The organism is Burkholderia sp. Ax-1719, assembly GCF_011753055.1.
Lineage (GTDB): Bacteria > Pseudomonadota > Gammaproteobacteria > Burkholderiales > Burkholderiaceae > Paraburkholderia.
The window spans coordinates 20,577-44,022 of record NZ_VWWJ01000020.1 but is presented as its reverse complement, the minus strand read 5'-3'; the positions used below and the strand labels follow the sequence as shown (position 1 = coordinate 44,022).

Here is a 23,446-nt window from a genome sequence, read left to right as displayed (position 1 = left end):
GCCTCAGAGATTGCGCACGAGCGCCGCGAACTCGCGGACCTTGGCGTAGCGCGCCTCGACCGCCTCAATGCGCTCCTCGTAGCCCAGCGCGAGCGCGTCGAGGTCGTCAGCCGTCGCCATCAGGCTCACGGCCATCGTGCGCAGCTGCGTGGCGAGATCGCCCAGACGCTCGATTCCAGCGACCGGCGCAGGCGCGGACTGCTCGGGAACGGGCGTATCGGCTTCAGGCTGGCTAGGTGCGTCGTCGGGAGTGCCCCCGGGCAGCGACAGCGTGTCGCGCGGCGTGACGCGCTGGAAAAGGCCGCGCTCGACCTCTTTAACCAGCCCGCAGTCAGTCAGCCCGTTCAGGATGCCTTCAGCCGTCTTCACGTCGACGCGCGCGCTGCTCGTGCGCGTCAACTCGCCGATGATCTTGTGGACAGTCCACTTGTCGGCGAGCGGCACGCAGTCGAACACCTTGCGCGCCACGGCGCTCTGGCTGTCCAGGGTCAATTTGAACTTTCGTGGTGTCATCTCTCTCTCGTTGGCAATACGGAATCCCTCATACAGGCCCGCCACGTACACCTTGCGGTGTCCGGTCCCCCGGCGGCCCGATTCGTCGATTTCAGCCATGACCCGCTAATGGCCGCACGGCAGTACGCCGCGCGCGTCTTTCTCCGCGCCGCACGACAGGCACTTCGTCGGCGCCGGCGCGGCGGGTTGTTCGGACTCGACAGCCAGTGGCTTCGCGACCGTGCCGAAGATCACGTCGCCGAGCGTGGTGCACGCACCGAAGAACATCGCTTCTAAGCCGAACATGCTGCCTCCCCAAGGTTCACGCGAAGAACAACGGTCTTGCCCGGGCCGGGCAGTCGCGTCAGAAGACTGGTCTGCTCAAGTTCCTTGAGGTAGGTGCGCACGGCGCTATCGCTAATGCCGCAGCGGTACGCAATCTCGCGGATCGTCAGCGATGCCTCGCCCGACTTCAGCCCTGCCTCGCGCGCGACGTAACACAGCACTATCTTTTTTAAGCCGGGCATGTCGAGCGGCCAGACGAAGTTTTCGTGGTAGAGGCTCATGCGCCGCTGCCCTCCGGAATGCCGAGGTAGTCGCGCCAGTACACGAAGCCATCAGGCGTGTAGAAGCCCCACTTCTTCGTGTAGCGGCCCATGATGAACAGAGACCAGGCGGATTTGCCCGCGGGGATTTCGAGGCGATGGCGGTGATGCGCGCGGCGAATGACGATGGCGCCGGGACCGCGCCAGACGCGCCGCCAGCAGCAGAAGTCGAGCGACGCATGCTGGTCCTGCTTCGTTGGCATCACTTCCCAGTAGCCGCCGCGCAGCACAATCGAGATCGATGGCCACGGATGGTCATGGAAGTGACGGTCATCGTCCGAGCGCAGGATGTGATGCACGCGTGCGGCAATGCGCTGGTGATGCTCTTCGCCCGGGCCAGCAGCATCACGGAATAGCCAGAAGCGCTCCATGTAGCCGGGCAAGTGGAAATACGGCGTGCGCTTCGCACGCTCGATGATGCGATCGACAATGCTCACGCGCTCTCCTTCGTTGTCCCGGTTTGGCCCTGATTGCCCTGCTCAAAACCAATCACTTCGGGATGCAAAACACCTCGATAGCTCCGCAGCACGTGGTATCCAACGTAACGATCGGTAGGAATTCCCTGCATTGCGGCTCTCGCTTCGAGACTTTCTGCCTCTTCTTTGGGCAGATCGACCTGCAGCTGCTTGCGCGCGCTCATCAGTAGGCCGTCCCCATTTGGGCCGATCCGACACTGACACCCGCCAGCTGCCCGGGCAAAGTACCGACAACGCCCAGCAGAAATAAACGGGCGATTCGCTGCATAGCAGCCGAATCCGATTCGATGCCGTGCAGCGCCTTGAAGGTCTGCATCGCGTCGTATTCCTCATCCGCGAGGCGTGTCTTCACCTCGTTACGACATGGAGCTCGTTTGGACATGATTTTTCTCTCCCTTAGTTACTGCTCATCACGCAGCGCGAGGCTGCGTGCGCGCGATGGTGAATCCGCGGGGAAGCTTCTTCCCGAGTCGGATCGCCGCCCCCACTACGAGATCGGTTTCACGCTGAGCCAGCATTTCGGGCCATTGCGAAATACGGGCGCGACTAAGCCCGACTGCACGCCCGAGTTCAGCGCCACTGCCGCCGAATATGTCAATCGCTTGCTGCTTGGTCAGAAGCATTTATTTCCCGCTGTATAGCGAACTAGACAAAGTCTATGTCAAGCTACCTAAACGCACAAGAGGTTAGTCTGCTGAACATGAAAACTTTGGCAGATCGCCTGCGGGCGGCCCTGGAAGAAGCAGGGATGAATCAATCAGCGCTGGCCCGTGCGGTCGGCGTTTCACGGGGGGCGGTATCGCTCTGGCTGACTAGCCAGACGGGCAATTTGGCCGGTGACAATTTGGTGAAAGTGGCCGCTGTGCTACGCGTTTCGCCGGTCTGGCTTGCAACCGGGCGCGGGAAGATGAAGCCTGGCACCGGGCGCGAAATGTCGATCGCTGACCACCCGGACTACCCGGTAATCCAGAAAGTGAAAATTCAGATCCTGACGGACGGCGAAGGCTATGAGGTGGAGGCGCTCGACGAGGGCGACGGGCCGATCGTATTCGCACGCGCCTGGTATGCTCGACACGGCTATAAGCCGGAAACGCTGGTTGCCACGCGCATCAACGGCGCCAGTATGGAGCCGGGGCTATACGACGGTGACTGGGTCGTTGCGAACACCGAAGACGTCTCACCCCGCGACGGAGAGGCCTTTCTAGTCGGCCTTGAAGGAGACGCGACGGTCAAACGGCTGTTCAGGGTCGAAGGCCAGTGGATTGCCGCATCGGATAACCCCGACAAGAGAATTCATCGAGATCGGCCGCTCGGGGAGAGTTCATTCATCATCGGCAAGATCGTTCACAAACAAAGCGAACGCATATGAAAAATCTCAGCATCCTTTGGTGGATAGGCGTGGTAATGATCATGCTTATCGCCTGGAAAAACGCTCAAGAGGTCCGCACCACCGTCGAACGTTGGTCATGTGCCTATAAGTTGGGAGGTGAATGCGTATCCCAAGATGCATACTTCAAGGCCGTCGCCTACGATCAGGCCCAAGAAGCGCTCGCTGACCTAGAACTTTTCTGCAGTTACTCCATGAATCGGAGTAGTCCGCGCTGCTCATTCTTCTTTCAGCACTAGTCCATACCCTCTATTTCCCTCCCATCCCGCATGCGCGGGATTTTTTTCGCTTTGCGTGTATAGTGTACTTGACACTAATCGCGACCACGGTGTTTAATGTGCTCAACAAACGTAGCACGACACCGAGGCGACCGATGAACCTGACCTTTCCGCGCTCTGTTCCGCAGACCGAGCCGCGCCACACCGCCGAATCGCGCTGCCGCGACGAGGTCGCGCACTTCGCGCAGCGTATGACCGACGCCCAGCTCGAACAGTACGCGCGACGCACCACGAAGCGTCCCCTGCTCTGCTTCGCGTTTCTCGCCGCGACGCCGTTCATCGCCGAAGGCGTCTGCCGCCTCCTCGGTGCCTGGTAACGAGGTCGGCGATGCAACTTCTGAAAATCTGGGCGCTCATGATCCTCGCAATCGTGGCCTTCGCTGCTCTGGTCGGCGCTTTCTGCGAAGCCAGCGAGGAACTGCAGCGCTGCACCATCGCCCGCTGCGTCTGATCCTGCAAAAGCTCACCCATGATCACCGCCGCAACCTTCGTTCTCCTCATCGGTTCGGTCATCGCCGCCATCCTGGCCGGCGCCGGGCTCGGGCTGGTGTTCGAGCGCTACTGGAGCAAGTGACATGAAGCCGCTGCCGCACGTCTCGCCCGAGCAGATCGCGCGTGAATTCCGAGAAATGCGCTGCAAAGGTTCGCCGATGGATGCGCTGACGCCCGGGCCCGTGCGCCGCGTGCTCGAAGCCGCCGCGCGCCATCGCGCCAAGAAAGAAGAACACCAGCCCCGTGCCGTAGTGCACGACGGCCGCCGCCGCGCCAGCGGCGATTTCGACTAACCCACACCCAGAAAGGGGAACCCTGATGTCTATTCGACCCATCACCGACACGCTTCGCCACATCGGCGGCGGCACGTTCATGGATCAGGCCAGCGAAGAACTCGCGGCGCTCGTGTCCGCCGTCGACGCCAGCGGCAAGGGCGGCACGCTCACGCTGACGATCGCTGTCAAGAAGGCGACGCGCGGCGGCGCGATGCACATCGCGGGCAAGGTCGCCGTCAAGAAGCCGGGCGATGAGCCGATGGAAGCAATGCTGTTCGCAACCCCCGAAGGCAACCTCATCGCGGAAGACCCGCGCCAGCAGAAGCTCGACCTGAAGCAAGTGTCCGGAGCATCGGACGCGCCGCCGTCGAACCTCAAGACGGCTTAACCCTCCTCCATCCCAACAGGACTCGAAGATCATATGGAAAAGCTGCAACCCAATCTCGCCGAAACGCTCGCCAAGGAACTGAAGACGCCGATCGAGATCGCGTCGAATCTGCCGGCGGCACTGCGCCGTGTCGCGCTGCCGCCGGGCTGGTCGCTCGAAGAGCGCGACGAAGAGCACAGGCTGACAGCGCCGCGGCGCAAGCACGCGCTCGTGCGCCTGAAGGACGTGGACAGCTTCATCGACTACGTGAAGCGCCACGGTTCGCTGACCGATTGCACGATCTGGTGCCAGGCCGACTATCTGGAAGGCAAGGTCTCGTTCACCGGCATCATCAACGACAACGGGTCGGATCCGGGTGCGTCGGCGTGGCGCGATCACCGCGCGCTCTTTTCGCCGGAATTCAGCACCGAATGGCGCCGCTGGACCGGTCGCGATAAGCAGGCATTTTCGCAGGCCGAGTTCGCGGCGTTCCTCGAAGAAAACCTGAAAGACATCGCCAGCGTGCACGAAAGCGGCATGCCGACGGGCGCCGAAATGCTGCAGATGGCGTTGCAGTTCGAGGCGAACCAGGACATGCGCTTCAAGAGCGCGGTGCGCCTGCAAAACGGCGGCGTCAGCATGCAATTCGTCCAAGACGATGACGACCAGACGCTCGCCAAAATGCAGATGTTCGAGCGTTTTGCGATCGGTATTCCGGTCTTCTGGAACGGCGATGCATACCAGGTCGACGCGCGTCTGCGCTACCGCGTGCGCGACGGCAAGCTCAGTTTCTGGTTCGAACTGATCCGTACCGACAAGATCCTCGAATCGGCTTCCGCGACGGTCATCCAGACGATCCGCGAAAAGACCGGCAACCCGTTCTTCTTCGGCGACGCCTTCGCCGGGTAAGCCCATCCGCCAGCAACTGCGACCCGCGCTCCGCGGGACAACCGAACACCGGCTGCGCCCCCGTGCGGCCGAGTGCTGTGGCGCAGGGAGGCTCCTGCGCTGCGGCGTGTGTCTGGCCGGCGCCCGTATGGGCCGGTCTTTTTTCGAGAGGAACCATGAGCGATAAAGAAACCACCATCCAGGCGTTTAAAGGCTTCGATCCGGATTTGACGTGTCGCGGCTTCCAATACGCCGAAGGCGAGTCCTATACACATCCCGGCGATGTCGAGGCATGCGCAGGCGGCTTCCATGCCTGCGAGTACCCGCTCGACGTGCTGCGTTACTACTCGCCGAATACGAGCCGTTTCTTTGTGGTCGAGCAGTCGGGCAAGCTGAGCCGCCACGATGAAGACTCAAAGGTGGCGAGCGAAAAAATCAAGATCGGCGTCGAACTGAATCTGGCCGGCCTTATCAAGGCGGCAGTCGAATACACGTTCTCGCGCGCAAAGCCGGTAGATCCCGCCTCCCCGGCGTTCTCCGACAAGGAAAACGGGTTGGCGACGGCGAGCGGTTCACGCGGCGCGGCGACGGCGAGCGGTTCACGCGGCGCGGCGACGGCGAGCGGTTCACGCGGCGCGGCGACGGCGAGCGGTGACAGCGGCGCGGCGACGGCGAGCGGTTACAGCGGCGCGGCGACGGCGAGCGGACGTCATTCATGCGCAGCCGCTACTGGCTTTGATGGCCGCGCCAAAGGCGTCGAAGGTACTGCACTCTTTCTCGTCTACCGCGATGCCGCGGCGGACGGCGAACTGTATGGCCGCATCGTGCACGCCCGCGCGTTCATCGTGGGCAAAGAGGACATCTACCCCGATACCTGGTATTCGCTCAACGAAAACGGCGACCCGGTACAGGTTTAAGCCATGCCCATCAAGCCCGAGAACCGCGCGCGCTATCCAGATAACTGGAAGCAGATCCGCGAACAGATCCTTGAGCGCGCCGGTAACTGCTGCGAGCAATGCAAGGTGCGCAATCACTCCATCGTGCAGCGCGGCTGGCTGAACGACAGGGACACCTATCGCGACGTTGAGGACGGCACCGTGCGCGACGCGGAAACAGGCGCGTGGCTCGGCTGGGTTCGTGAATCGGACTATTGCGGCGACGCCGTAAAGATCGTACTCACGATTGCGCACCTTGACCACGAACCCGAGAACTGCGATCCGGCAAACCTTCGCGCGCTGTGCCAGCTGCATCACCTTCGCTACGACGCCAAACACCACGCAGCGAATGCGCGCGAGACGCGCCGTGCGCGCAAGGCGATTGGCGATCTGTTCGACGAACCCCAACCGATTGAGTGAGACGAGCATGGACGATGCAATCCAGTACTGCCGAAGCCTTCGGGAAATATGGGGCGATGACATCGAAGAGATCGAAGCCCACATGGAAAGTCAAGGCTTTACGGATCACGAGACGGCCTGCGCGATCGAGCGCGTCTGCCCCGAGATCCAGTGCTTCGATTTCGAACTCGTCATCGTCGGTCCCGCCTGACTCCCCACCCGTAACCGGCATAGAGATATGAGCTAAGCAAAACCGATCCTCGACCCGTGCTGCGGAACCCGCATGTTCTGGTTCGACCCGCAAAACCCGGCCGTCCTGTTCGGCGACGTGCGCGCCGAAACGGTTTCCGTTACGGACCGGTCGCACGGAAAAGAGGACGGCGAGCGCGTGCTGAGCGTGTCGCCCGATCTGACGATGGACTTCCGCGCGATGGATTTCGCCGACGGCACTTTCAAGCTGGTCGTGTTCGACCCGCCGCACCTCGTGCGCGCCGGCCCGCGTAGCTGGCTCGCCGCCAAGTACGGAAAGCTGTCGAGCGACTGGCGCGAAGACCTGCGCAGCGGCTTCGCAGAGTGCTTCCGCGTGCTCGCCGATGAGGGCGTGCTGATTTTCAAATGGAACGAGACGCAGATTAAGGTCGCCGAAATCCTCGCGCTGACGGATCAGCAGCCGCTGTTTGGCCACAAGTCCGGCAAGCGCGCCGATACGCACTGGATCTGCTTCATGAAACGTGCGGCCACCGCCTAACACGAGACACGAGGATAACGATGGACACGAAAAGCTTGAATGTCAAAGGTGTGCCAGCGAGCGCCGTGTTTGCGGTTGTCTCTAACGCCGGAACGATCTTTCAGCGCGTCGAGGCGTACACCCAGACGTTGCCGAGCGCCAGAGAAGAGCAGCGCTCCATGGACGATCCGGCCGACATCATGAAGGTGGTTCGCACGCTGGAAGGCACCTATCTCACGACGGAGTTTTAACGATGGACACGAAACAACTGACCGAGCGCGCAGCGGAGATGGCCGCCAACCTCGAACAATGGGCCAAATTGCGGCACGAATGCGCGGCTGGCGTCGAGGAAGCGGGCGACGATTACGAGGCCGACGCGCCCTCTGATCTTGCCGCTGGACTCTACGACGACGCCGAGCAAATGAGCACGTCAGCAAAGATGATCCGCGACCTTATCGCCGCTCTCCCTTCCGATGCGGCGGGAGCTCAGAAGGTTGTTGCGTGGGTAGTAGAAGAGACGGAGAAACCCACGCGCGAACAGTATCCGCGCACGCTGGACTGGTACGCAGGAGAAATCGCTGAATTGCCCGTCGGAACGAAGCTCTACGCCGCAGCTGTCGCCCCTTCTGCGGCAGCGCCGCAAGCTGCGTTGATGGACGAGCAGCAATCTGACGACAGCAACAATACCCAAGCCTATTGCGACGGGTGGAACTCGTACAGAGACGGCGGGATTAACAACTACGCTCCCGAGACGATCGAATTCGCAGAATTTGAGCAAGGATGGCGCGACTCCAAGGATGCCGAGCCAGAAGATTGTGGATGGCTCGACATTCCATCAGCTAGCGAGAAGCCAAGGGCGCCATTCTCGAATTGTTCGTTCAGTCAATGTGATTTACCGGGCCAATGCGCGGGCGAAGGCGCATGCCATCACCCGGCGGGCAAGGTAGCACCGCAAATGGGGCCGCTGACGGATGTCGAGATCACTGCGTGCGCCCTGATGATCAAGGGAATCTGCATGACGATTCCGCGAGCAGATTGGTCGACCAAGATCGAGGAGCGCATCCGGTTCATGCTGAAGTCGGCCACGACGCCCGCTGAGCGCGTGAGCGACGCAGCGCGCCTCGACTGGCTCGACGCCACCAACGCGCGCTTCAAGATGGGTTGGCGAGTTGGCCGTGCGCCGGCGGGGAATGTGTCAGTCAGCACTGTGATCCAACTCGACGGCGATCCGACGCCGATCCGAGCTGCCATCGACGAGGCCCGTAAAGTCGATATCGAGCGTGCTGGAGATGCTGAATGAAACTAGACGAACTCATCCAGCGCGTGGGCGTCGACAACGTCGGCGTCCAGGTACTCGCCGAATCCCTCATCGGCGCAAAGCAGCGACGCGGCTATGTCGAGGTTTCGTTCGGCACCGACTGCGTTTCAATGCACGACATCGCAACGCACGAATGGAAAAACGTCGTGTTCGTTATCAGCGTCAAGCGCGAAGCGTTTGAGGCAGCACGCGACGCCAGTCGTGCAGGAGGTGAAGCATGACCCTCGCATTCCTAACCCGCATCCAGACGCTTCTCATGACTGGCCAGCCTGCCGCGTATGCTGGAAGCGATCTGGCGAAAGAAGACTGGAAGATGCTCGGCCGTGCCGTCGAGATCATGGATCGACGCGCGAATCACTGCGAATGCGCTGCCTGCAAGAACGGCGTTACGCATGCCAGTGACTGCGCCGTGCACAATGCGCCTGCACTGCCTATTGGCCCATGCGATTGCGGAGCGCAGCCCGATGCGTCGTTTCGCAAACGTGTCGAGCGCCTTCTGACCGAACTGCATGCCGAAGATCGCCTCAGCGAAGGCCAGTGCGCAAAGGTTCTGGATATTGACCGTATCTCATGGCGCAAGATCGCGGATGCTGCCACGCAGCCCGTTAGCACCCTGATCGTCAAGCAGATCACCGCCGCCTATGCGCGCGGCGCGGCCACACCATTGAGCGTGAGTTCCACGGCCGTCGACGAAATTATGGAGCAAGCGCAGGTATTCGCTTCCGCCTGGTCGCTCGTCGGTGGGCGCTTCGATTTCGGAAATGGCCTCCAGAACGCCCAGCAGGAAAAGGCGAATCTGCGCGCACTCATCGCGAAGCATGCAGCGGCAGACGTCCCGCCAGCCGTGGCCTCCGATGAACAGATCATCGAGCGCTGCAAAGCCGTTGACATCCTGTGGTTGCCGCCCGAACCTGCTGACAACTTCCCCGGTGCGTTCGACCTTGCCGAAATGTCGGAAATGCGCGCGCTGCTCGGCGTGGCACAACCGGAGCAGCAGGCATGAACCTCACCGATCTCGAAGTGTTCGCCGTTCGTGCCGCCAGCCTGGCCGCCGACCTATCCGATTTTCTCTATCCAGAGTTGCGCCAGCTGAGCGATCGCATCTCCGAAAATGGACACGAGTTCGTAATCGGCGCGAGCCTTGGCTTCGACCGTGCCAGCATTCTTCACGCGGCGCGCGTTTGCCTGCACTGCGGCATCATGCGGCACGCTGACGGCCAGAACAAAGCGTGTCGCGGCACGGTGCACATTGCCCTGCGTGATGGTAACCAGAGAACCATAGACGGTGACCTCACCGCCAAAGGGAAATGATCGTGGCAAAGCACGTGTCCGAAGCCACTATTGCGCGAGCCGCTCGGCTTATGCAGGCCGGCGGCGATTTTTCCAGCTTCGACGTGGAGGCAGCGCTCAGTCTCTCGCGAACCACTGCATCCCATGTGATGACGGTGCTGCACCGACGCAAAGAAATATTCGTTACGCGCTTCGACGCCATTCCGGGAAATAGCCGCAGGCGCGCCATCTACCGATACGGCCCAGGCGAAGACGCGGAGTATTCGAGCGCCGTGCGAAGGAAGCGAAATTATCTGGCCGAGGAGCGTGCCTGGATCTCGGCTTCAAAGGCAAGCGGCAGCATTTTGTTTCGACACCCGCACGACGTTGCACTGTTTGGGGAATACCAGGGAGCGGCAGCATGAACACGACCTTTCTATTGCTTGCGCAGTACGGCGCGACGGCGATCATTCCGCTTGAAACCGTCTGCCGCGACTATTTCGCACCACTGACGCCGCCAACCCTCCTGCGCAAGATTTCAGGCGGAGAGATCCGCCTGCCGCTCGTACGCATGGAGTCGTCCCAGAAAGGCGCGAAGGGCGTACACGTCGAAGACCTGGCTCGATACATCGACGAGCGCCGCGCGGCTGCTGTCAAGGAATGCGCTCAGCTTTGCTCCTGACGAGGGGCAATAATGTCGAGCCACTTCCATCCGGCCCACCTGTCGCCCGACTGGCGAAGGTGGGTGTAGCGCTTCAGAGAGTTCCAAGTGCGGTGCCCTGTCACCGCCGCGACGTGCGGAATGTTGCCGCCCATCTCGAATAGCCGGCTCGTGCCTTCATGGCGCAGATCGTGGAAGTGAAGATCTTCGATCCCAAGAAAGCTACATGCGCGCGTGAAGCTGGCCGAAATCGAGCGATGGTTGAATGGGAAGATCGGCCCCTTTCCTTTCGGAATGGAGTCGACGACGCGCGCCGCCTCTGGCGGTAAATCGCACCAGGTGTCATTTCCGACTTTCTGCCCTGGATGCTTCATGTCGCGCACGAGCACTCGATCGCGCTCGTAATCGCTCCATTCAATGGTTGTAATTTCTTCTTGACGACGCGTGGAGAACATCGCGAACACGATGATTTTTTGCATCGGGATCTCGGCGCGCTCGCGCTGATCCATCTCCTCGTAGTGCCGCAGAATTCGGTCCAGTTCATCCGGCGTGGGGCGGCGATCACGCTGCTTCGACTTCCCTACCTGCCCCAACTGCTTCAAAACGACGCGGGCATCTGAAAATTCCTTATCGTCGATGGGGTATCCCCACGCCGGCCGAGCGACCGTCACGACGGGGCTCAGATGCGACATGTAGTTCTCGACGGTCTGCGGCTGGACCTTCAGGCCTTGAGCAAACGAAACGTATGACTGGCTCTTCAACTGGCTGCAGCGAAGTTGCCCGATCGGCGCAGCCTTGATTGCGCCGAGTACCTGTTTTTTCGTGCGCCCGAGATCGCGCTTCGATTCGCGAATATAGCGATCGATCACATCCGCCAGCACCGGGTCTTCTTGCTTCACCGATTCCCGGGCGCCCGGTTCCGCCAGCTCGCGCTCGCGGCGGTCTAGCCACGCCTGCGCTGCCGGCCGACGGTCGAATGTCCTGGCTTCCGTGAACACCACTACGCCCCGCTCCTTCAGGCGGATCTGGGCGGTGTAGCCTATACTTCCATCCGCGCGCGCGCGGGGCGTAATAGTCCCCATTTCTCTCCCGGTGCTACATGATTTTTTTCGGTGCTACATCGTAGCACTTTGGGAGAAAAACCAGCAAAAATGGCTGATTTGCAGCGCGAATCACGCAACGCAAAAGCGCCCGTAAGTCTATGAATACCCAGCAAAACCTAATGAAATCAACGCCCCGCCGCGTGTCGGTTGCCCCGATGATGGACTGGACAGATCGCCACTGTCGCTCGCTGCACCGCTTCATCTCCCGGCACACATGGCTGTATACAGAGATGGTGACGACGGGCGCGCTGCTCCACGGCGATGTGCCGCGCCATCTCGCTTTCACGCCTGAAGAAGCGCCCGTCGCCCTGCAACTGGGCGGCAGCGAACCCGACGACCTCGCGCGCTGCGCGAAGCTCGGCGAGCAATGGGGTTACGACGAAATCAACCTGAATTGCGGCTGCCCGTCAGAGCGCGTGCAGCGCGGCGCGTTCGGCGCATGCCTGATGAACGAGCCGAAGCTGGTGGCCGATTGCGTCAAGGCGATGCGCGACGTGACGTCGGTGCCGGTGACGGTCAAGCACCGCATCGGCGTGGATGCGGTGGAGGACTACGCCTTTGTGCGCGATTTCGTCGGCACGATTGCCGATGCAGGCTGCGAGGTTTTTATCGTGCACGCCCGCAATGCGATCCTGAAGGGCCTCAGCCCGAAAGAAAACCGCGAGATCCCGCCGCTCAAATACGACTACGCGTACCAGCTCAAGCGCGACTTCCCGCAGCTCGAAATCATCATCAATGGCGGCATCAAGACGCTCGACGAAGTCGAGACGCATCTTGAGCACGTCGATGGCGTGATGCTGGGACGCGAGGCCTATCACAACCCCTACGTGCTGGCCGATGTCGATGCGCGTTTCTATGGCGCGAGCGGCCCGGCTCTTACGCGCGACGAAGTCGAAGCGAAACTGATCGAGTATTGCGCGAGCGAAATTGCGCGCGGCACCTTCCTCGGCTCGATCACGCGTCACGCGCTGGGACTCTATCGCGGCGAAGCTGGTGCGCGCGGCTGGCGTCGTGTGCTGTCGGACAGCCGCGAGCTGGCAAAAGCCGATCTCGCCATCTTCGAAACGGCGCGTTCGCACCTTCGCGCGCCGCTCGAACTATCGGCCAACGCCCCCGCCGAACTTTCTTCATAATTTTTTGAATAAAGGGCTAGGCAAGACTGATAAGGCGTGTATATAATCTCTCTTCTTGATTGACGCCGCCTACAAAGCAGCGAAAAACAAGAAAACAGTTGGACAGTGGTGGCTGTAGCTCAGTTGGTAGAGTCCAGGATTGTGATTCCTGTTGTCGCGGGTTCGAGTCCCGTCAGCCACCCCAAAAAATTCTTAATATTCAAGATGTTGCCGACTTGAGATCGTTCCGCGATGTGAAATTCGGAATGAATTTCAAGAAATCGGAATCCTCCCTCTAGAGATCGGCTAAGGCTCTCTGCGGGGACGAGCATGCCAACCATCAATAATGAGCAGGCTCGTTTTCGTCAGAAGATGATCGAGCGTGCCGAGCGCCGCTTCCAATCCCGAATTCAAAAACTCCGTCGTCAAGCGATGAAGCGCCGCAATCTTCAAAAAGGCGCGGGTGGGATTAAGTCTTCCAAAATTATCGAAATGCTCGCCGCTAAGGCTGTCCACACATTGGGCAGCACGAACGGCGAAATTCGCGTAACGATTCCGCGCCAACTCTCGATCATTGACAGCCCAGAACTGGCAATAGATCTTCTGACCGCATTCGCTCACGGCGTGAGCAATGGAAACGTACAGAAGATCGTTTTCGATCACCGAGCGCTTGAAGACGTCGATCTCGCGGCCAATTCCCTCCTCGACATCGTTGCGACGGAACGAAACGCGGAATTCAAATGGCGACACGCGAAGCGAAAGCTTCGTGTGGCCGGCTACTATCCGAAGAACCAAGCACTCAAGCGGCTGATCAAAGCAACCGGCATCATCAAGCACATGGAAATAGCGCATGAGGCGCTAACTCACGACGAGACGCGTGACATTCGTGTGTTTGAGGCACGCAACCGCAGCTACAGTAATCCCGGCGATGGCTCGAAGGCGGACTTCAAAGATCGGCAACAGGCCAATTTCGTTGACCATATTCAAAAATGTCTTCGCGATCATGGCTGGGAGTTGAGCGAACTCGGCACCTACTTCCTTGGCACCTATCTCGGCGAGATTCTGGCGAACGCAGAAGACCACGCTGCGTATCTGGATTGGACGGTGCAAGGCTATCTTGACAACACACTTGATGTCCCCATGTGTGAGATAGCGATCTTTAACTTTGGTCGAAGCATTGCAGAATCGCTGCAGACCGTTGACAAGAACGGGTACACTTGGAAGCAGGTAGCGCCGTACATTGAAAAGCATGCGAAACGCAATCTTTTCGGGACGGCCTGGCGGGAAGAGGATTTGCTCACCGTTGTGGCACTACAGAGCCATGTAAGCAGGTTGAACACGTCTGAGGAAACTACACGCGGTCAAGGAACCGTTGAGTTTATCGAGTTCTTCCAACGTATCAACGATCTCTGTAATGGCTCAACTGGTGGGGCCAAGATGGCTATCGTGTCCGGCGGCACCTATATCTTGTTTGATGGCACTTATCGAATGGTCGCTCCCGACCCTGATGCGGGCAAGATCATAGCGTTCAATGCCACGAACGATTTGTATGAGAAGCCAGACTCAAGGTTTGTGAAGAGTCTCGGAGACTACCGCTTCCCCGGGACTATCATTAGTATTAAGTTTCCACTTTCCTTAGCCGATAGCACATTGGTCGAGGAGGTTACAAATGGCATCGAACATGACGATTGACTTCCGTGATATAGAGGGACCGATCTACTCAGGGCGCCCAAGGGGCGAGTCGTTGCGTCGTAAGTATGAGCTCGATTCGGTTGATCGTTCCGGCGACGTAGTTTCTGTAAACGTCCCGGCTACGACGTACTCAGTTACGAGTTCGTTCTTTCTTGGGCTTTTTGGCCCGAGCGTACTCGCCGCAGGCAGCCGTGATGCTTTTTTTAGCAAGTTCCGTTTCTCTGCGAACCCAGTGTTGATGGACGCGTTCTTTGACTACGCAAGCCGCGCACTTCAGACAAAGACACTCTTCACTCGATAACGAGCAAGTCCATATTGCCAAAACACCTACGCTATAACGCAACGCCAGCGAACGCCAACGTAGCCTCTGTGCAAACGGCAGCCGCGTATCCGTCCTCTGGAGTGCCCGTCGCTGTTAGTTCGATACCGACGATCGAGGTCCGCCCAGCAGGCGGATCTTTTTTTGTGAAATCGGATAATCCTAGCGTATGGTCGCAGCCGAGCACGTGGATTGCATTCGCTGCAGTCCTAATTTCGCTGGCGAGTTTGGGTGTAACGGTTTGGGATAAATTCCTCGGCCTGCGGAAAGATGCACGTAGCCGGGAGCAGTCCATCCAAGACGAATTCTGGCTTCGTAAGGTTCTCTTCCCGACGTCTATTGAACCGGCTATGACTTTCGCAACGGAGGTCATGGGGGAATTGCCCGCCGCTACAACGACGAGTGCCGAACGTTTGACATATTTCGGATCGTTCCAAGAAAAGCATCGGGCGCAGATGCGTAAGCTGATGCTTGTGGCGCCGATTTGGCCGAATGTATTTTCGATGCTGGAAGAGGCGTTCGAACTTATTGAAGACGCAGTTGCGGGATACTGCAATCTTCCGGACTCCCCTCAGGGGCACGCGCTCGAGCGAACAACTACAACCGATGCGCTGAGCTCAGCACTCAGTCAAATCTACGTCGGCATTCGCGACCATCAAAAGTCGATCGGCAAATAGTATTCAGCTGCGGGTATCGCGAGTACAAACATGCGCCTTACCTCGGTCACTCTGAGCCCTGCTCGGTGCGAACCTGTGCGGCGCGAGGCGGAGCTGGGAACGGCTCAGCGTGCATTCGCGAGGCGGGGAAAAGATTGAGGAAACTGCGCGCTTCGTCCATCGACCGGCTGGCGAGCCAACTTTGATACTCCGCCGGTGGCACGATCACCACCGACCGCTTCTCGTCGCCTGGCTTGTAGAAGCGCTTCATCAGCGGATGCTCGCCATTGACGGTCAGCCTCGTGAACGAGAGCGCGTTGCCCTCTTCTTCAGTTCACTCACGCCACAGGTCCGCGATCACGAACGGCGAACGCCAGCAACTCGGCCTTGGTTTCCTCGCCCATTACAATTTCCTCCGCGTGAACTGCGGTCCTGAGGGGACAAGCGCCCATCATAGCAACGGGAGAATCCAGGGCCAGCGGCGTTATTCAGGTTTGTTCGTTCCAAGGACGCGTGTTGACCTCCCCAAGCTGGTAGGTACATGATCAACGTCGGTATGCAATCCTTTCACGCCCGCCCCTTGAGAGAGCGCCGATGCCTCAACCCTCCACCCAACGTACCCGACATCACCGCGCCACGACATCCGGGCATGTGCCTCCGCACGTGCAGGCGTTCATAGACGCACATCTGGAGGCCGCGAAGTCTATCCAGACCAGGTATCACGTCCCGGTGGGCGTTGTTCTCGCGCAGTCGGCGCTCGAAACTCGCTGGGGCCAAGCCGTAGTTGGCAACGCTTACTTCGGCGTCAAGGGACGCGCACCGTCCGGAGCGAGCACGACGTTCACCACTCACGAAGTGGTCAACGGGCAGGCTATCCAGATCGACGACGCCTTCCGCGCGTATGGCAGCTATGAAGACGCAGCCGCGGACTACGCAAACATGCTTCGGACCAATCCGCTGTACCGTTCATGCTTTCTGTACACCAACAGCGCAAAGTTTGCGGCCGCACTGGCGCGCAGCGGCTACGCAACCGATCCAGCATACTTCGCGAAGCTGAACTCGATCATCCGTACATACAAGCTAGAGCAGTACGACGAAGGGCGGTCGCATTAATGGATACTCGAACGATTCTGCGCCGATCAATCGCCACCGCGACACTATTCGCGAGCTTGCACGCAATCGCTGGTGCCCCCGCCGTGGTGAGCGGCAATGACGCGGCCTTGCGAGCTGCCGACGTCACGCGTGACTATGGACTGTCGACGGACAAGACGGAGTGCCTGCTTTTCGATACAGCGGACAAAGGTAGCTACTTCCTCGTTCGCGTGCGCGAGAATCACACGGAAGCATGCGGCGGCGCGGCAGGCGTTTCTCCCGCGCTGTTCTTCATGAAGATCCGCAAACACGATGGCCACATCGTCACTACGGCGTACGATAGCGAACATTACCGCCCTCTCAAGCCACTCGGCCAAAACCCTGGCCGCGCGAAGGACTAGGTCAGAATTCTTTCCCGCTCGGCCCTCCATGCGACTGCATCGAACGTTACACTCACCGCAGTTAATCGTCCTCCGGGGCTAGGGGCGATTTGTGGCTGCTCAGCGAATTGGATTGTGATTCCTGTTGTCGTGGGTTCGAGTCCCATCAGCCACCCCAAAAGATTCAAGCAAAAAGCCCAGCCCTTGTGACTGGGCTTTTTGCTTTGCGGGTCTGCTTCACACACTTGCTCGCGAGCACCCTGAAGCAACGAGTGGATGAAGGGGCGTCGGCAGGGAAGCCTGACTTGCCTCTAGCTTTCTGATTACCTGGCAATCCAAATCAATTGCCCATGACCGGAACACTACATTCTCACTCTACTCCCCTGTTCCGCTTGCGCCGCTCTTCGGCACCGCCGGCTGCACTATCGCCTCCATCTCCTCTGCAGGCAGCAACCTCAAAAAAGATCGGGCTTCATCCGTCGACCGGCTGGCGAGCCAGTTCTCATATTCCGATGGCGGCACAATCACCACTGAGCGCTTTTCGTCGCCTGGTTTGTGAAAGCGATTCATCAGCGCATGCGAGTCGGCGTTCACGGTCAGCATGGTGAACGAGAAAACGCGAACCGCGATATCTTCCTGCGCCCCCGCCTCCTCCCACTCCCGCCACAACCCCGCAATCGCCAACGGCTCGCCGCTCGCCATCGCGATTCGCCAGCGCACCGCCTTCCCCGTTTCGTAGCACGGCTCATAAAACGCCTCGCAGGGCACGAGACAAAGTTGTTGCCGCTTCCATGCCCCGCTGAACGAGCGCTTTTCGCCGAGTGTCTCCGCGCGCGCATTCATCGTGTCGAACACACGCACACCGGGCGGAATATGTTTGCGCGGCACCATGCCGAAGGTCGCGAGATCCGCACGCGGCGCGCCGTCGACGCGTCGAATGATCGGCGCCGCATAGTCCTTGTAGATTTCGTCGCGCCACGGGCTGTCCGGCGGCTCGACGCCGAAATGCCGGAAAAGACGATCACGACGCGCGGCGGCGTAGTTCGTGCACATGGCGGCTCCTGTCAGGATCGCCTCATCTTAGCCGCGCCGTCCCCTTCCCGCACAAAACCGGGAGGCCGCTGCCTTCAACACACCATCGAAGCCAGGAAAGATATCGAAATATCGCTCCGTATACTTCGCTGAGGCAATTTGATACCGTTTGAGCTGATCGAAGGCACGGCGCCTGCTCTCCAACATCGGCGGGCTCCGGCTTCCCCTGCGCCGCGCTCTGCCCAGAGCGCGGCATTTTTTTATCCGCGATGCAATCGCGCGTCCTGCCGGCCTGTTATTCAATTCAAAACGGATAAACCGATAATCGACACGACTCAATGTCAATTGATCGTTAAAATCAGCGCTTTCGCACTTTCATCCGACTTCCGTGCGTGCGTAGAATCACTTTCCACACGGCAAAAGCCCAACGATTCAATCGACAATGGAAAGATCGATACCCATGGAAAAATGGCTAGAAAGGCGCTTCAGGCTCGCCGGCCGCGCCACGCGGCGCGAATTCGCAGTGACGATGTTATTGTTCTGCGTACTGTTTTTATTTCTCGATTCGATTGGCCAGTCGGATGGTTTTGGCGATTCTCTGGCTGCGGTAATTATCAGCGTTGTGATTATCAGTGTGGTTTTCTGGATTCCGATTGCCGTGATGGTGCGTCGCCTTCACGATATCGGTTTAAGCGGCTGGTGGTGGTGGCTCATGGTGTGCATGCCGTTTGCCCAGATCGGCATATTGCTGCTGTTCTTCGTCGGTCCAGACAGATTCAGCCAGACGCGTCTTTACGCCAATCCACGCAGAAGCAGCATAAGGCCGGCCTGAACCCGGCCACGCCGCGCGGCGGCGCAGCATGCCGTCAAGGCGTCGCACCTCGGTCGATCCACGCTCGGGCCGCCTCGAAGCCTGCTTCGGCGGCGGCATGCTCGGTCGACCAGAGCCGGTCGATGTGAACCAGTTCCCAGTCCTTGAGCACGACGCCCGCGCGCGTCACGCGAAAGTGCGCCTTCACGCCCGTGAGCACCTGCTCGACCGCGACTTCGATGTCGTAGTCCTTATAGCGCTCTTCGTAGTCGCCCATGTCGAGGCCTTTCGGCTCCATGATCGTCCCTCCGCGGTGGCTTGCCGACCCATCGTAGCACTTTGGCGTCGGCCGCCAGCCCGGGACGCCCGATGGGCGCATGCAACACGTTGACGAGCGCGCGCTCCGCTCAAAGGCGCGCGATCGATACCTCGGTCGACTTCACCAGCGCGACGACTTCCGAGCCAACCTTCAGGTCGAGTTCGTCGACCGAGCGCGTGGTGATCACCGAGGTCACCACGCCGAACGGCGTTTCAACATCGACTTCCGAAACGACCGAGCCGCGGATGATTTCTTTGATCTTGCCGCGAAACTGGTTACGCACGTTGATGGCGGTAATGCTCATTGATTCGGCTCCAAATTTTGATAAACGGAAGTGACGAAAAGTTGATGTATCGGAAAATTAAACCAGCGATCAAAGCGCCCAGCGCACGTCGGTAGGACGCAGGCTATAGGTCGAATCCTGGGCGTGCTGCAGGTGAGCGCCCAGCGGCGTCTCGCTGCCCAGCACGCGTTGCAGCACGCTTTCTTCGAGCGCGGCGAAACGCGCATCGGCGCGGGCGCGCGGGCGTTCGAGCGGCACGTTCTGGTCGAGCGCGATACGCCCCTGCTCCACCAGCAGGATGCGATCGCCAAGCGCCACGGCTTCGTGGACGTCATGCGTAACCAGCAAGGCGGTGAAGCGATGCTCGCGCCACAGGCGTTCGATCAGCGCGTGCATTTCGATGCGCGTCAGCGCGTCGAGCGCGCCCAGCGGTTCGTCGAGCAGCAGCAGGCTCGGGCGATGCACGAGCGCCCGTGCCAGCGCCACGCGCTGACGCTGGCCACCCGAAAGACGCGCGGGCCATTCGTCGGCGCGCGCCAGCAGACCGACTTCGTCGAGCACGGCGCGCGCGTCGTCGCGAGCGCCACGGCCGAGGCCCAGCATCACGTTCTGCAGCACGGTCTTCCACGGCAGCAGCCGCGCGTCCTGAAACATGATGCGGGTATCGAGCGCCGCACCCGCTTCGCCGCGTCGCTCCAGTTCGCCCGCATCGGGCGATTCGAGCCCGGCCACGAGACGCAGCAGCGTGGATTTACCGCAACCGCTTCGCCCGACGATCGCCACGAAGCTGCCGCGCTCGATCGAGAGGTTGAAATCGTCGAGCACCACGCGCTCGCCGTACTGCTTGCCGACACCGCGCAACTCCACTGCGGGATCGTGCGCGCGGGCATCGCCGCGCAGGCTCGTGTTTCGATCGATCGTGTCGGTACGCGAATGGTCGGCTTCGCCGTCGCGCTGACGGCCCGCGATGCGGCCAAAACCCGCGGCCAATGTGCTTGCGTTCATGCGTCACTTCCTCGTTGATACGCGGGGTGCCAGCGCAGCGCCACGCGCTCCAGCCACTTGGCGAGCACGTCGGCGAGTTTGCCGAGCGCGGCGTAGAGCAGGATGCCGACCACCACCACATCGGTCTGCAGGAATTCGCGGGCGTTCATCGTCATATAGCCGATGCCCGACTGCGCCGAGATCGTCTCCGCGACGATCAGCGTCACCCACATCAGGCCGAGCGCGAAACGCACGCCGACGAGAATCGAAGGCAGCGCGCCCGGCAGGATCACTTCGCGATAGAGCGCGAAGCCTTTGAGCCCATAGCTGCGCGCCATTTCGACGAGATTGGCGTCCACCGAACGGATGCCGTGGAAGGTATTCACGTACACCGGGAAGAACACGCCCAGCGCGACGAGAAACACCTTCGCTTCTTCCTCGATGCCGAACCAGAGGATCACGAGCGGAATCATCGCGAGCGCCGGGATGTTGCGGATCATCTGGATGGTCGAATCGAGCGCGGTTTCGACGGGCCTGAAAAGCCCGGTCGCCAGCCCCAACGCCAGCCCGATGCCGCCGCCGATCGCAAAGCCCGAGATCGCGCGCCACGTACTCACGCGCACGTCCTGCCACATCTCGCCCGACTCGATCAGCGACCATGCGGCCTTCACGACCGCGAGCGGTTCGGGCAGCACGCGCGTGGACAGCGCGCCGGTGCGTGCCGCCAGTTCCCACGCGGCGAGAATCGCGAGCGGCACGAGCCACGGCGCGAGGCGCCTGAACGCCGCACGCAGCAACCCGGCGAAGGGCCGTGTGGCGCGCGGCGCGCGAGCCGCGCTCACGGGAGCAGCAGCGGTCACAGCGGATTGAGTCATCGATTCGTCCTCCTCTTGCAAACTTGCAGCGCGCGGGCGGCGCTCATTCAGGCTCACTTCGCCTCACGTCGCACCGCACGCCCTGGCCTTTCAGCTTTGGCTGGCCTTCGGCAGATAGTGATTGCCGACCACTTCGCCAAACGGTCCGGACAGCGGACCACCCGCCGTCTTCGCCTGGCGGCCCGGCAGCAGCGGGAACACCAGCTCGGCGAAACGATAGGATTCCTCAAGGTGCGGATAACCCGAGAGAATGAACGTCTCGATACCCAGCGACGCGTATTCCTTCATCAGCGCCGCGACCTGCTCCGGATTGCCCACCAGCGCCGTGCCCGCGCCGCCGCGCACGAGGCCCACGCCCGCCCACAGGTTCGGATAGACCTCCAGTTCCTTGCGCGAGCCGCGCTTGCCGCCGTGCAGGGCCGCCATGCGGCGCTGCCCTTCCGAGTCCATCTTGCCGAACGCGGCCTGAGCGCGCGCAATGGTGTCGTCGTCGAGGCGGCTGATGAGGCGGTCGGCAGCTTCCCACGCTTCTTCTTCCGTTTCACGCACGATCACGTGCAAACGGATGCCGAAGCGGATCTTGCGGCCACGCTGTTCGGCGCGCGCACGGATATCGGCGATCTTCTTCGCCACCGCCTCGGGCGGCTCGCCCCACGTCAGATACGTATCGATATGCTCGCCCGCGATGTCGTGTGCAGCCGGCGACGAACCGCCAAACCACAGCGGCGGATGCGGATGCTGGACCGGCGGATACAGCGCCTTGCCACCCTTCGACTGCAGATGCTTGCCGTCGAAATCGATCGCCTCGTTGGTGTGCGAGGCTTCAAGCAGCTTGCGCCAGATATGCAGGAATTCGTCGGTGATTTCGTAGCGCGTGTCGTGATCGACAAACACACCATCGCCTTCGAGTTCGGCGGCATCGCCGCCCGTCACCACGTTGATGAGCAGACGCCCGTTCGAGAGGCGATCGAAGGTCGCGGCCATACGCGCGGCCAGGCCCGGCGAAGACAGGCCCGGACGGATCGCGACGAGGAACTTCAGGCGCTTCGTTGCGGCGATCAGGCTCGACGCCACGACCCAGGCGTCTTCGCACGAACGGCCCGTCGGCAGCAGGACGCCTTCGTAACCGAGCGTATCGGCCGCCACCGCCACCTGCTGGAAGTACGCGAGATCAGCGGCGCGCGCGCCTTCGGAGGTGCCCAGGTAGCGGCTGTCGCCGTGGGTCGGGATGAACCAGAACACATTCATGCGTGACTCCTGCTTTTTGTTCGAGACGTAATAACGAAAGATTCGGGATAAATAAGCGAATGAAGCGAATGGCGCGGCGCGATCCCGAGAAACCGAAAGGCAGGCGAAAACAGGACGCGTTGATCCGCGCCCGCCTGGAGAACCAGAGCGGCCGGTGCAAACGTTCACTGATCGTTGACTGACGCGGAGGGCGACGGGCCATGACGGCGGCGCCGTCTTCATGGGGCTCCAGTCTAGGGATCGCCCTAAGCCTTTTGAACGATTTTTTTTAGCTTAGGTTTTCCACTTTCGTGCTTTACGCGACGCTTTAGCATACGGGGGTGCATGAGGCGACCTGCGCGCCGATATAATGGCGCACATACCGACAAAGCATCCGGCCGCCGCTCGATCCCTGTTCTTAAGGGCGCATGCGTGCCGCGCCGCGCCACTCTCGCCCGTTCTCATGCAAAAAATTATTCTGCCGTTCGTATCCGGCTTTCTGGCCTCGCTATTCTTTCGCGAGGCGACGCTTGCGCTGCTGCACGCTGCGCAGGTGATCGACGCCGCCGGCTTCTCCACCGAGCCGTTCGCACCGCTCGGCCTGCCCGAATTTCTCGTCAACGCGATCTGGAGCGCCGTGTGGGCCATCCTGATGACGTGGCTGCTGCGCGTGTCGCCCTCGCGGCCCGCGCCGTGGGTGCAGGCGTTCGTGTTCGGCGGCGTGGTGCTCACCGCCGCGATGGTGTTCGTGATCGATCCGCTGCGCGGCATCTGGCCGAGCGGCAACATGCTGCCGCGCCTGGCCATGGGTTTCGCCTCGAATGCCGTCTGGGGCTGGGGCGCGCTGGTCTTTATGCGCGCCTTCATGAGCGAAACCGACGAAGACTGATGGACTCGTGATGTATCCAGCGCGGCGCGGCGTTTTCATCGTGCGCCGCGCGCCTCCTCCTCCTGCTGTTCCCGCTCCTGTTCCTGTTCCCTTCCCCCTGATT

The 23,446-nt window shown here is 60.7% G+C and carries 39 protein-coding genes and 1 tRNA gene; 26 read left to right on the top strand and 14 right to left on the bottom strand.

Features of this window, described 5'->3' with window-relative positions; translation table 11 throughout:
* Positions 1-3: 3 nt before the first annotated feature.
* The 6 genes from F3J17_RS26625 to F3J17_RS26600 are packed head-to-tail and all read right to left on the bottom strand — an operon-like array spanning position 4 to position 1,955.
* Positions 4-612: a hypothetical protein gene (locus tag F3J17_RS26625; RefSeq protein WP_167066193.1), complete on the bottom strand. Its 609-nt coding sequence runs from the start codon at positions 610-612 to the stop codon at positions 4-6.
* Positions 613-618: 6 nt separating this feature from the next.
* Positions 619-798 (bottom strand): hypothetical protein, encoded by a 180-nt coding sequence (locus F3J17_RS26620; protein WP_167066190.1) that lies wholly within the window; start codon positions 796-798, stop codon positions 619-621.
* Positions 786-1,058 carry a helix-turn-helix domain-containing protein gene (locus F3J17_RS26615; RefSeq protein ID WP_167066187.1) on the bottom strand — a complete coding sequence of 91 codons (273 nt, stop codon included), beginning with the start codon at positions 1,056-1,058 and terminating at the stop codon, positions 786-788. Before F3J17_RS26615 ends, F3J17_RS26620 begins: the two co-directional genes overlap by 13 nt.
* Positions 1,055-1,534, bottom strand: a complete 480-nt coding sequence (locus F3J17_RS26610) for a hypothetical protein (RefSeq protein ID WP_167066184.1) — start codon at positions 1,532-1,534, stop codon at positions 1,055-1,057. Before F3J17_RS26610 ends, F3J17_RS26615 begins: the two co-directional genes overlap by 4 nt.
* Positions 1,531-1,737 carry a hypothetical protein gene (locus tag F3J17_RS26605; RefSeq protein WP_167066182.1) on the bottom strand — a complete coding sequence of 69 codons (207 nt, stop codon included), beginning with the start codon at positions 1,735-1,737 and terminating at the stop codon, positions 1,531-1,533. Before F3J17_RS26605 ends, F3J17_RS26610 begins: the two co-directional genes overlap by 4 nt.
* Positions 1,737-1,955 (bottom strand): hypothetical protein, encoded by a 219-nt coding sequence (locus F3J17_RS26600; RefSeq protein WP_167066179.1) that lies wholly within the window; start codon positions 1,953-1,955, stop codon positions 1,737-1,739. The genes F3J17_RS26605 and F3J17_RS26600 overlap by 1 nt, the downstream gene beginning before the upstream one ends.
* On the opposite strand from F3J17_RS26600, the gene F3J17_RS26595 reads away from it, so the two are divergent.
* From F3J17_RS26595 to F3J17_RS26515, 18 genes are all read left to right on the top strand, one after another.
* Positions 1,954-2,214, top strand: coding sequence for a hypothetical protein (locus F3J17_RS26595; protein WP_167066176.1), 261 nt, complete (start codon positions 1,954-1,956; stop codon positions 2,212-2,214). The genes F3J17_RS26600 and F3J17_RS26595 overlap by 2 nt on opposite strands.
* 59 nt (positions 2,215-2,273) lie before the next feature.
* Positions 2,274-2,942: an XRE family transcriptional regulator gene (locus F3J17_RS26590; RefSeq protein ID WP_167066173.1), complete on the top strand. Its 669-nt coding sequence runs from the start codon at positions 2,274-2,276 to the stop codon at positions 2,940-2,942.
* Positions 2,943-3,333: 391 nt separating this feature from the next.
* On the top strand, positions 3,334-3,555 hold the full coding sequence (locus F3J17_RS26585; RefSeq protein ID WP_167066170.1) for a hypothetical protein: 222 nt from the start codon (positions 3,334-3,336) through the stop codon (positions 3,553-3,555).
* An 11-nt stretch (positions 3,556-3,566) separates the two neighbouring features.
* Complete coding sequence (locus F3J17_RS36495) at positions 3,567-3,689, top strand: hypothetical protein (protein ID WP_275692927.1); 123 nt, start codon at positions 3,567-3,569, stop codon at positions 3,687-3,689.
* Positions 3,690-3,813: 124 nt separating this feature from the next.
* The gene (locus F3J17_RS26580; RefSeq protein ID WP_167066167.1) at positions 3,814-4,023 is read left to right on the top strand and encodes a hypothetical protein; all 210 of its coding nucleotides are present in this window, start codon (positions 3,814-3,816) and stop codon (positions 4,021-4,023) included.
* A gap of 25 nt (positions 4,024-4,048) precedes the next feature.
* Positions 4,049-4,393, top strand: coding sequence for a hypothetical protein (locus F3J17_RS26575; protein ID WP_167066164.1), 345 nt, complete (start codon positions 4,049-4,051; stop codon positions 4,391-4,393).
* A 33-nt stretch (positions 4,394-4,426) separates the two neighbouring features.
* The gene (locus F3J17_RS26570; RefSeq protein ID WP_167066161.1) at positions 4,427-5,281 is read left to right on the top strand and encodes a DUF2303 family protein; all 855 of its coding nucleotides are present in this window, start codon (positions 4,427-4,429) and stop codon (positions 5,279-5,281) included.
* 77 nt (positions 5,282-5,358) lie between these two features.
* Positions 5,359-6,177, top strand: coding sequence for a hypothetical protein (locus F3J17_RS26565; RefSeq protein WP_345891255.1), 819 nt, complete (start codon positions 5,359-5,361; stop codon positions 6,175-6,177).
* Positions 6,178-6,180: 3 nt separating this feature from the next.
* A complete protein-coding gene (locus tag F3J17_RS26560; protein ID WP_167066158.1) occupies positions 6,181-6,615 on the top strand; it encodes a hypothetical protein in 435 nt (144 codons plus the stop codon).
* Positions 6,616-6,622: 7 nt separating this feature from the next.
* A complete protein-coding gene (locus tag F3J17_RS26555) occupies positions 6,623-6,805 on the top strand; it encodes a hypothetical protein (RefSeq protein ID WP_167066155.1) in 183 nt (60 codons plus the stop codon).
* Positions 6,806-6,877: 72 nt separating this feature from the next.
* The gene (locus tag F3J17_RS26550; RefSeq protein ID WP_167066152.1) at positions 6,878-7,342 is read left to right on the top strand and encodes an SAM-dependent methyltransferase; all 465 of its coding nucleotides are present in this window, start codon (positions 6,878-6,880) and stop codon (positions 7,340-7,342) included.
* Positions 7,343-7,362: 20 nt separating this feature from the next.
* On the top strand, positions 7,363-7,572 hold the full coding sequence (locus F3J17_RS26545) for a hypothetical protein (RefSeq protein WP_167066148.1): 210 nt from the start codon (positions 7,363-7,365) through the stop codon (positions 7,570-7,572).
* A gap of 2 nt (positions 7,573-7,574) precedes the next feature.
* Positions 7,575-8,621 (top strand): hypothetical protein, encoded by a 1,047-nt coding sequence (locus tag F3J17_RS26540; RefSeq protein ID WP_167066145.1) that lies wholly within the window; start codon positions 7,575-7,577, stop codon positions 8,619-8,621.
* A complete protein-coding gene (locus tag F3J17_RS26535; RefSeq protein WP_167066142.1) occupies positions 8,618-8,860 on the top strand; it encodes a hypothetical protein in 243 nt (80 codons plus the stop codon). The genes F3J17_RS26540 and F3J17_RS26535 overlap by 4 nt, the downstream gene beginning before the upstream one ends.
* Entirely contained in the window at positions 8,857-9,642 is a 786-nt protein-coding gene (locus F3J17_RS36070) for a hypothetical protein (protein WP_205194978.1), read from the top strand. Before F3J17_RS26535 ends, F3J17_RS36070 begins: the two co-directional genes overlap by 4 nt.
* The gene (locus F3J17_RS26525; protein WP_167066139.1) at positions 9,639-9,950 is read left to right on the top strand and encodes a hypothetical protein; all 312 of its coding nucleotides are present in this window, start codon (positions 9,639-9,641) and stop codon (positions 9,948-9,950) included. Before F3J17_RS36070 ends, F3J17_RS26525 begins: the two co-directional genes overlap by 4 nt.
* A 2-nt stretch (positions 9,951-9,952) precedes the next feature.
* A complete protein-coding gene (locus F3J17_RS26520) occupies positions 9,953-10,333 on the top strand; it encodes a hypothetical protein (RefSeq protein ID WP_167066136.1) in 381 nt (126 codons plus the stop codon).
* Entirely contained in the window at positions 10,330-10,590 is a 261-nt protein-coding gene (locus F3J17_RS26515; RefSeq protein WP_167066133.1) for a pyocin activator PrtN family protein, read from the top strand. Before F3J17_RS26520 ends, F3J17_RS26515 begins: the two co-directional genes overlap by 4 nt.
* Here the strand turns inward: F3J17_RS26515 and F3J17_RS26510 are convergent.
* Entirely contained in the window at positions 10,575-11,651 is a 1,077-nt protein-coding gene (locus tag F3J17_RS26510; protein WP_167066130.1) for a site-specific integrase, read from the bottom strand. The two genes, F3J17_RS26515 and F3J17_RS26510, sit on opposite strands and share 16 nt — an antisense overlap.
* A gap of 119 nt (positions 11,652-11,770) precedes the next feature.
* On the opposite strand from F3J17_RS26510, the gene dusA reads away from it, so the two are divergent.
* The 4 genes from dusA to F3J17_RS26490 all read left to right on the top strand — a co-directional run bounded on the left by dusA (position 11,771) and on the right by F3J17_RS26490 (position 15,472).
* Complete coding sequence (gene dusA / locus F3J17_RS26505) at positions 11,771-12,805, top strand: tRNA dihydrouridine(20/20a) synthase DusA (protein WP_275692926.1); 1,035 nt, start codon at positions 11,771-11,773, stop codon at positions 12,803-12,805.
* 108 nt (positions 12,806-12,913) lie between these two features.
* Positions 12,914-12,989 (top strand) — tRNA-His (locus F3J17_RS26500).
* Positions 12,990-13,114: 125 nt separating this feature from the next.
* On the top strand, positions 13,115-14,476 hold the full coding sequence (locus F3J17_RS26495) for a hypothetical protein (protein ID WP_167066124.1): 1,362 nt from the start codon (positions 13,115-13,117) through the stop codon (positions 14,474-14,476).
* A 465-nt stretch (positions 14,477-14,941) separates the two neighbouring features.
* Positions 14,942-15,472: a hypothetical protein gene (locus F3J17_RS26490; RefSeq protein ID WP_167066121.1), complete on the top strand. Its 531-nt coding sequence runs from the start codon at positions 14,942-14,944 to the stop codon at positions 15,470-15,472.
* Between the two features lie 46 nt (positions 15,473-15,518).
* Here F3J17_RS26490 and F3J17_RS26485 read toward each other — a convergent pair whose 3' ends face one another.
* Positions 15,519-15,722, bottom strand: a complete 204-nt coding sequence (locus F3J17_RS26485) for a hypothetical protein (protein ID WP_205194977.1) — start codon at positions 15,720-15,722, stop codon at positions 15,519-15,521.
* A 323-nt stretch (positions 15,723-16,045) separates the two neighbouring features.
* Between F3J17_RS26485 and F3J17_RS26480 the strand changes: the two genes are divergently transcribed.
* On the top strand, positions 16,046-16,564 hold the full coding sequence (locus F3J17_RS26480) for a glucosaminidase domain-containing protein (RefSeq protein ID WP_167066118.1): 519 nt from the start codon (positions 16,046-16,048) through the stop codon (positions 16,562-16,564).
* The gene (locus tag F3J17_RS26475; RefSeq protein ID WP_167066115.1) at positions 16,564-16,944 is read left to right on the top strand and encodes a hypothetical protein; all 381 of its coding nucleotides are present in this window, start codon (positions 16,564-16,566) and stop codon (positions 16,942-16,944) included. Before F3J17_RS26480 ends, F3J17_RS26475 begins: the two co-directional genes overlap by 1 nt.
* A gap of 354 nt (positions 16,945-17,298) precedes the next feature.
* Here F3J17_RS26475 and F3J17_RS26470 read toward each other — a convergent pair whose 3' ends face one another.
* The gene (locus tag F3J17_RS26470) at positions 17,299-17,976 is read right to left on the bottom strand and encodes an SOS response-associated peptidase family protein (RefSeq protein ID WP_167066112.1); all 678 of its coding nucleotides are present in this window, start codon (positions 17,974-17,976) and stop codon (positions 17,299-17,301) included.
* Positions 17,977-18,415: 439 nt separating this feature from the next.
* Here F3J17_RS26470 and F3J17_RS26465 point away from each other — a divergent pair, with 439 nt between their 5' ends.
* The gene (locus F3J17_RS26465; RefSeq protein ID WP_167066108.1) at positions 18,416-18,787 is read left to right on the top strand and encodes a DUF805 domain-containing protein; all 372 of its coding nucleotides are present in this window, start codon (positions 18,416-18,418) and stop codon (positions 18,785-18,787) included.
* A 34-nt stretch (positions 18,788-18,821) separates the two neighbouring features.
* On the opposite strand, the gene F3J17_RS26460 is transcribed toward F3J17_RS26465, so the two are convergent.
* From F3J17_RS26460 to ssuD, 5 genes are all read right to left on the bottom strand, one after another.
* On the bottom strand, positions 18,822-19,064 hold the full coding sequence (locus tag F3J17_RS26460) for a DUF6566 family protein (protein WP_167066105.1): 243 nt from the start codon (positions 19,062-19,064) through the stop codon (positions 18,822-18,824).
* Between the two features lie 109 nt (positions 19,065-19,173).
* Positions 19,174-19,389: a TOBE domain-containing protein gene (locus F3J17_RS26455; RefSeq protein ID WP_027818311.1), complete on the bottom strand. Its 216-nt coding sequence runs from the start codon at positions 19,387-19,389 to the stop codon at positions 19,174-19,176.
* A 69-nt stretch (positions 19,390-19,458) separates the two neighbouring features.
* Positions 19,459-20,373, bottom strand: coding sequence for an ATP-binding cassette domain-containing protein (locus F3J17_RS26450; RefSeq protein WP_167066102.1), 915 nt, complete (start codon positions 20,371-20,373; stop codon positions 19,459-19,461).
* Positions 20,370-21,227: an aliphatic sulfonate ABC transporter permease SsuC gene (gene ssuC / locus F3J17_RS26445; protein WP_167066099.1), complete on the bottom strand. Its 858-nt coding sequence runs from the start codon at positions 21,225-21,227 to the stop codon at positions 20,370-20,372. The genes F3J17_RS26450 and ssuC overlap by 4 nt, the downstream gene beginning before the upstream one ends.
* Before the next feature lie 90 nt (positions 21,228-21,317).
* Entirely contained in the window at positions 21,318-22,475 is a 1,158-nt protein-coding gene (ssuD, locus tag F3J17_RS26440) for an FMNH2-dependent alkanesulfonate monooxygenase (protein WP_167066096.1), read from the bottom strand.
* A 442-nt stretch (positions 22,476-22,917) separates the two neighbouring features.
* Here ssuD and F3J17_RS26435 point away from each other — a divergent pair, with 442 nt between their 5' ends.
* Positions 22,918-23,343 (top strand): hypothetical protein, encoded by a 426-nt coding sequence (locus F3J17_RS26435; RefSeq protein ID WP_167066094.1) that lies wholly within the window; start codon positions 22,918-22,920, stop codon positions 23,341-23,343.
* Positions 23,344-23,446: the final 103 nt, after the last annotated feature.

Bases quoted from the DNA above. Each gene is read 5' to 3' on its own strand.
- F3J17_RS26455 (WP_027818311.1), bottom strand. From the start codon at position 19,389: ATGAGCATTACCGCCATCAACGTGCGTAACCAGTTTCGCGGCAAGATC.
- F3J17_RS26615 (WP_167066187.1), bottom strand. From the start codon at position 1,058: ATGAGCCTCTACCACGAAAACTTCGTCTGGCCGCTCGACATGCCCGGC.
- dusA (WP_275692926.1), top strand. From the start codon at position 11,771: ATGAATACCCAGCAAAACCTAATGAAATCAACGCCCCGCCGCGTGTCG.
- F3J17_RS26535 (WP_167066142.1), top strand. From the start codon at position 8,618: ATGAAACTAGACGAACTCATCCAGCGCGTGGGCGTCGACAACGTCGGC.
- F3J17_RS26545 (WP_167066148.1), top strand. From the start codon at position 7,363: ATGGACACGAAAAGCTTGAATGTCAAAGGTGTGCCAGCGAGCGCCGTG.
- F3J17_RS26595 (WP_167066176.1), top strand. From the start codon at position 1,954: ATGATTTTTCTCTCCCTTAGTTACTGCTCATCACGCAGCGCGAGGCTG.
- F3J17_RS26525 (WP_167066139.1), top strand. From the start codon at position 9,639: ATGAACCTCACCGATCTCGAAGTGTTCGCCGTTCGTGCCGCCAGCCTG.
- ssuC (WP_167066099.1), bottom strand. From the start codon at position 21,227: ATGACTCAATCCGCTGTGACCGCTGCTGCTCCCGTGAGCGCGGCTCGC.
- F3J17_RS26465 (WP_167066108.1), top strand. From the start codon at position 18,416: ATGGAAAAATGGCTAGAAAGGCGCTTCAGGCTCGCCGGCCGCGCCACG.
- F3J17_RS26620 (WP_167066190.1), bottom strand. From the start codon at position 798: ATGTTCGGCTTAGAAGCGATGTTCTTCGGTGCGTGCACCACGCTCGGC.
- F3J17_RS26435 (WP_167066094.1), top strand. From the start codon at position 22,918: ATGCAAAAAATTATTCTGCCGTTCGTATCCGGCTTTCTGGCCTCGCTA.
- F3J17_RS26495 (WP_167066124.1), top strand. From the start codon at position 13,115: ATGCCAACCATCAATAATGAGCAGGCTCGTTTTCGTCAGAAGATGATC.
- F3J17_RS26540 (WP_167066145.1), top strand. From the start codon at position 7,575: ATGGACACGAAACAACTGACCGAGCGCGCAGCGGAGATGGCCGCCAAC.
- F3J17_RS26515 (WP_167066133.1), top strand. From the start codon at position 10,330: ATGAACACGACCTTTCTATTGCTTGCGCAGTACGGCGCGACGGCGATC.
- F3J17_RS26600 (WP_167066179.1), bottom strand. From the start codon at position 1,955: ATGTCCAAACGAGCTCCATGTCGTAACGAGGTGAAGACACGCCTCGCG.
- F3J17_RS26550 (WP_167066152.1), top strand. From the start codon at position 6,878: ATGTTCTGGTTCGACCCGCAAAACCCGGCCGTCCTGTTCGGCGACGTG.
- F3J17_RS26560 (WP_167066158.1), top strand. From the start codon at position 6,181: ATGCCCATCAAGCCCGAGAACCGCGCGCGCTATCCAGATAACTGGAAG.
- F3J17_RS26460 (WP_167066105.1), bottom strand. From the start codon at position 19,064: ATGGAGCCGAAAGGCCTCGACATGGGCGACTACGAAGAGCGCTATAAG.
- F3J17_RS36070 (WP_205194978.1), top strand. From the start codon at position 8,857: ATGACCCTCGCATTCCTAACCCGCATCCAGACGCTTCTCATGACTGGC.
- F3J17_RS26590 (WP_167066173.1), top strand. From the start codon at position 2,274: ATGAAAACTTTGGCAGATCGCCTGCGGGCGGCCCTGGAAGAAGCAGGG.
- F3J17_RS26475 (WP_167066115.1), top strand. From the start codon at position 16,564: ATGGATACTCGAACGATTCTGCGCCGATCAATCGCCACCGCGACACTA.
- F3J17_RS36495 (WP_275692927.1), top strand. From the start codon at position 3,567: ATGCAACTTCTGAAAATCTGGGCGCTCATGATCCTCGCAATCGTGGCC.
- F3J17_RS26510 (WP_167066130.1), bottom strand. From the start codon at position 11,651: ATGGGGACTATTACGCCCCGCGCGCGCGCGGATGGAAGTATAGGCTAC.
- F3J17_RS26575 (WP_167066164.1), top strand. From the start codon at position 4,049: ATGTCTATTCGACCCATCACCGACACGCTTCGCCACATCGGCGGCGGC.
- F3J17_RS26580 (WP_167066167.1), top strand. From the start codon at position 3,814: ATGAAGCCGCTGCCGCACGTCTCGCCCGAGCAGATCGCGCGTGAATTC.
- F3J17_RS26605 (WP_167066182.1), bottom strand. From the start codon at position 1,737: ATGAGCGCGCGCAAGCAGCTGCAGGTCGATCTGCCCAAAGAAGAGGCA.
- F3J17_RS26450 (WP_167066102.1), bottom strand. From the start codon at position 20,373: ATGAACGCAAGCACATTGGCCGCGGGTTTTGGCCGCATCGCGGGCCGT.
- F3J17_RS26585 (WP_167066170.1), top strand. From the start codon at position 3,334: ATGAACCTGACCTTTCCGCGCTCTGTTCCGCAGACCGAGCCGCGCCAC.
- F3J17_RS26570 (WP_167066161.1), top strand. From the start codon at position 4,427: ATGGAAAAGCTGCAACCCAATCTCGCCGAAACGCTCGCCAAGGAACTG.
- F3J17_RS26485 (WP_205194977.1), bottom strand. From the start codon at position 15,722: ATGAAGCGCTTCTACAAGCCAGGCGACGAGAAGCGGTCGGTGGTGATC.
- F3J17_RS26480 (WP_167066118.1), top strand. From the start codon at position 16,046: ATGCCTCAACCCTCCACCCAACGTACCCGACATCACCGCGCCACGACA.
- ssuD (WP_167066096.1), bottom strand. From the start codon at position 22,475: ATGAATGTGTTCTGGTTCATCCCGACCCACGGCGACAGCCGCTACCTG.
- F3J17_RS26555 (WP_167066155.1), top strand. From the start codon at position 6,623: ATGGACGATGCAATCCAGTACTGCCGAAGCCTTCGGGAAATATGGGGC.
- F3J17_RS26470 (WP_167066112.1), bottom strand. From the start codon at position 17,976: ATGTGCACGAACTACGCCGCCGCGCGTCGTGATCGTCTTTTCCGGCAT.
- F3J17_RS26625 (WP_167066193.1), bottom strand. From the start codon at position 612: ATGGCTGAAATCGACGAATCGGGCCGCCGGGGGACCGGACACCGCAAG.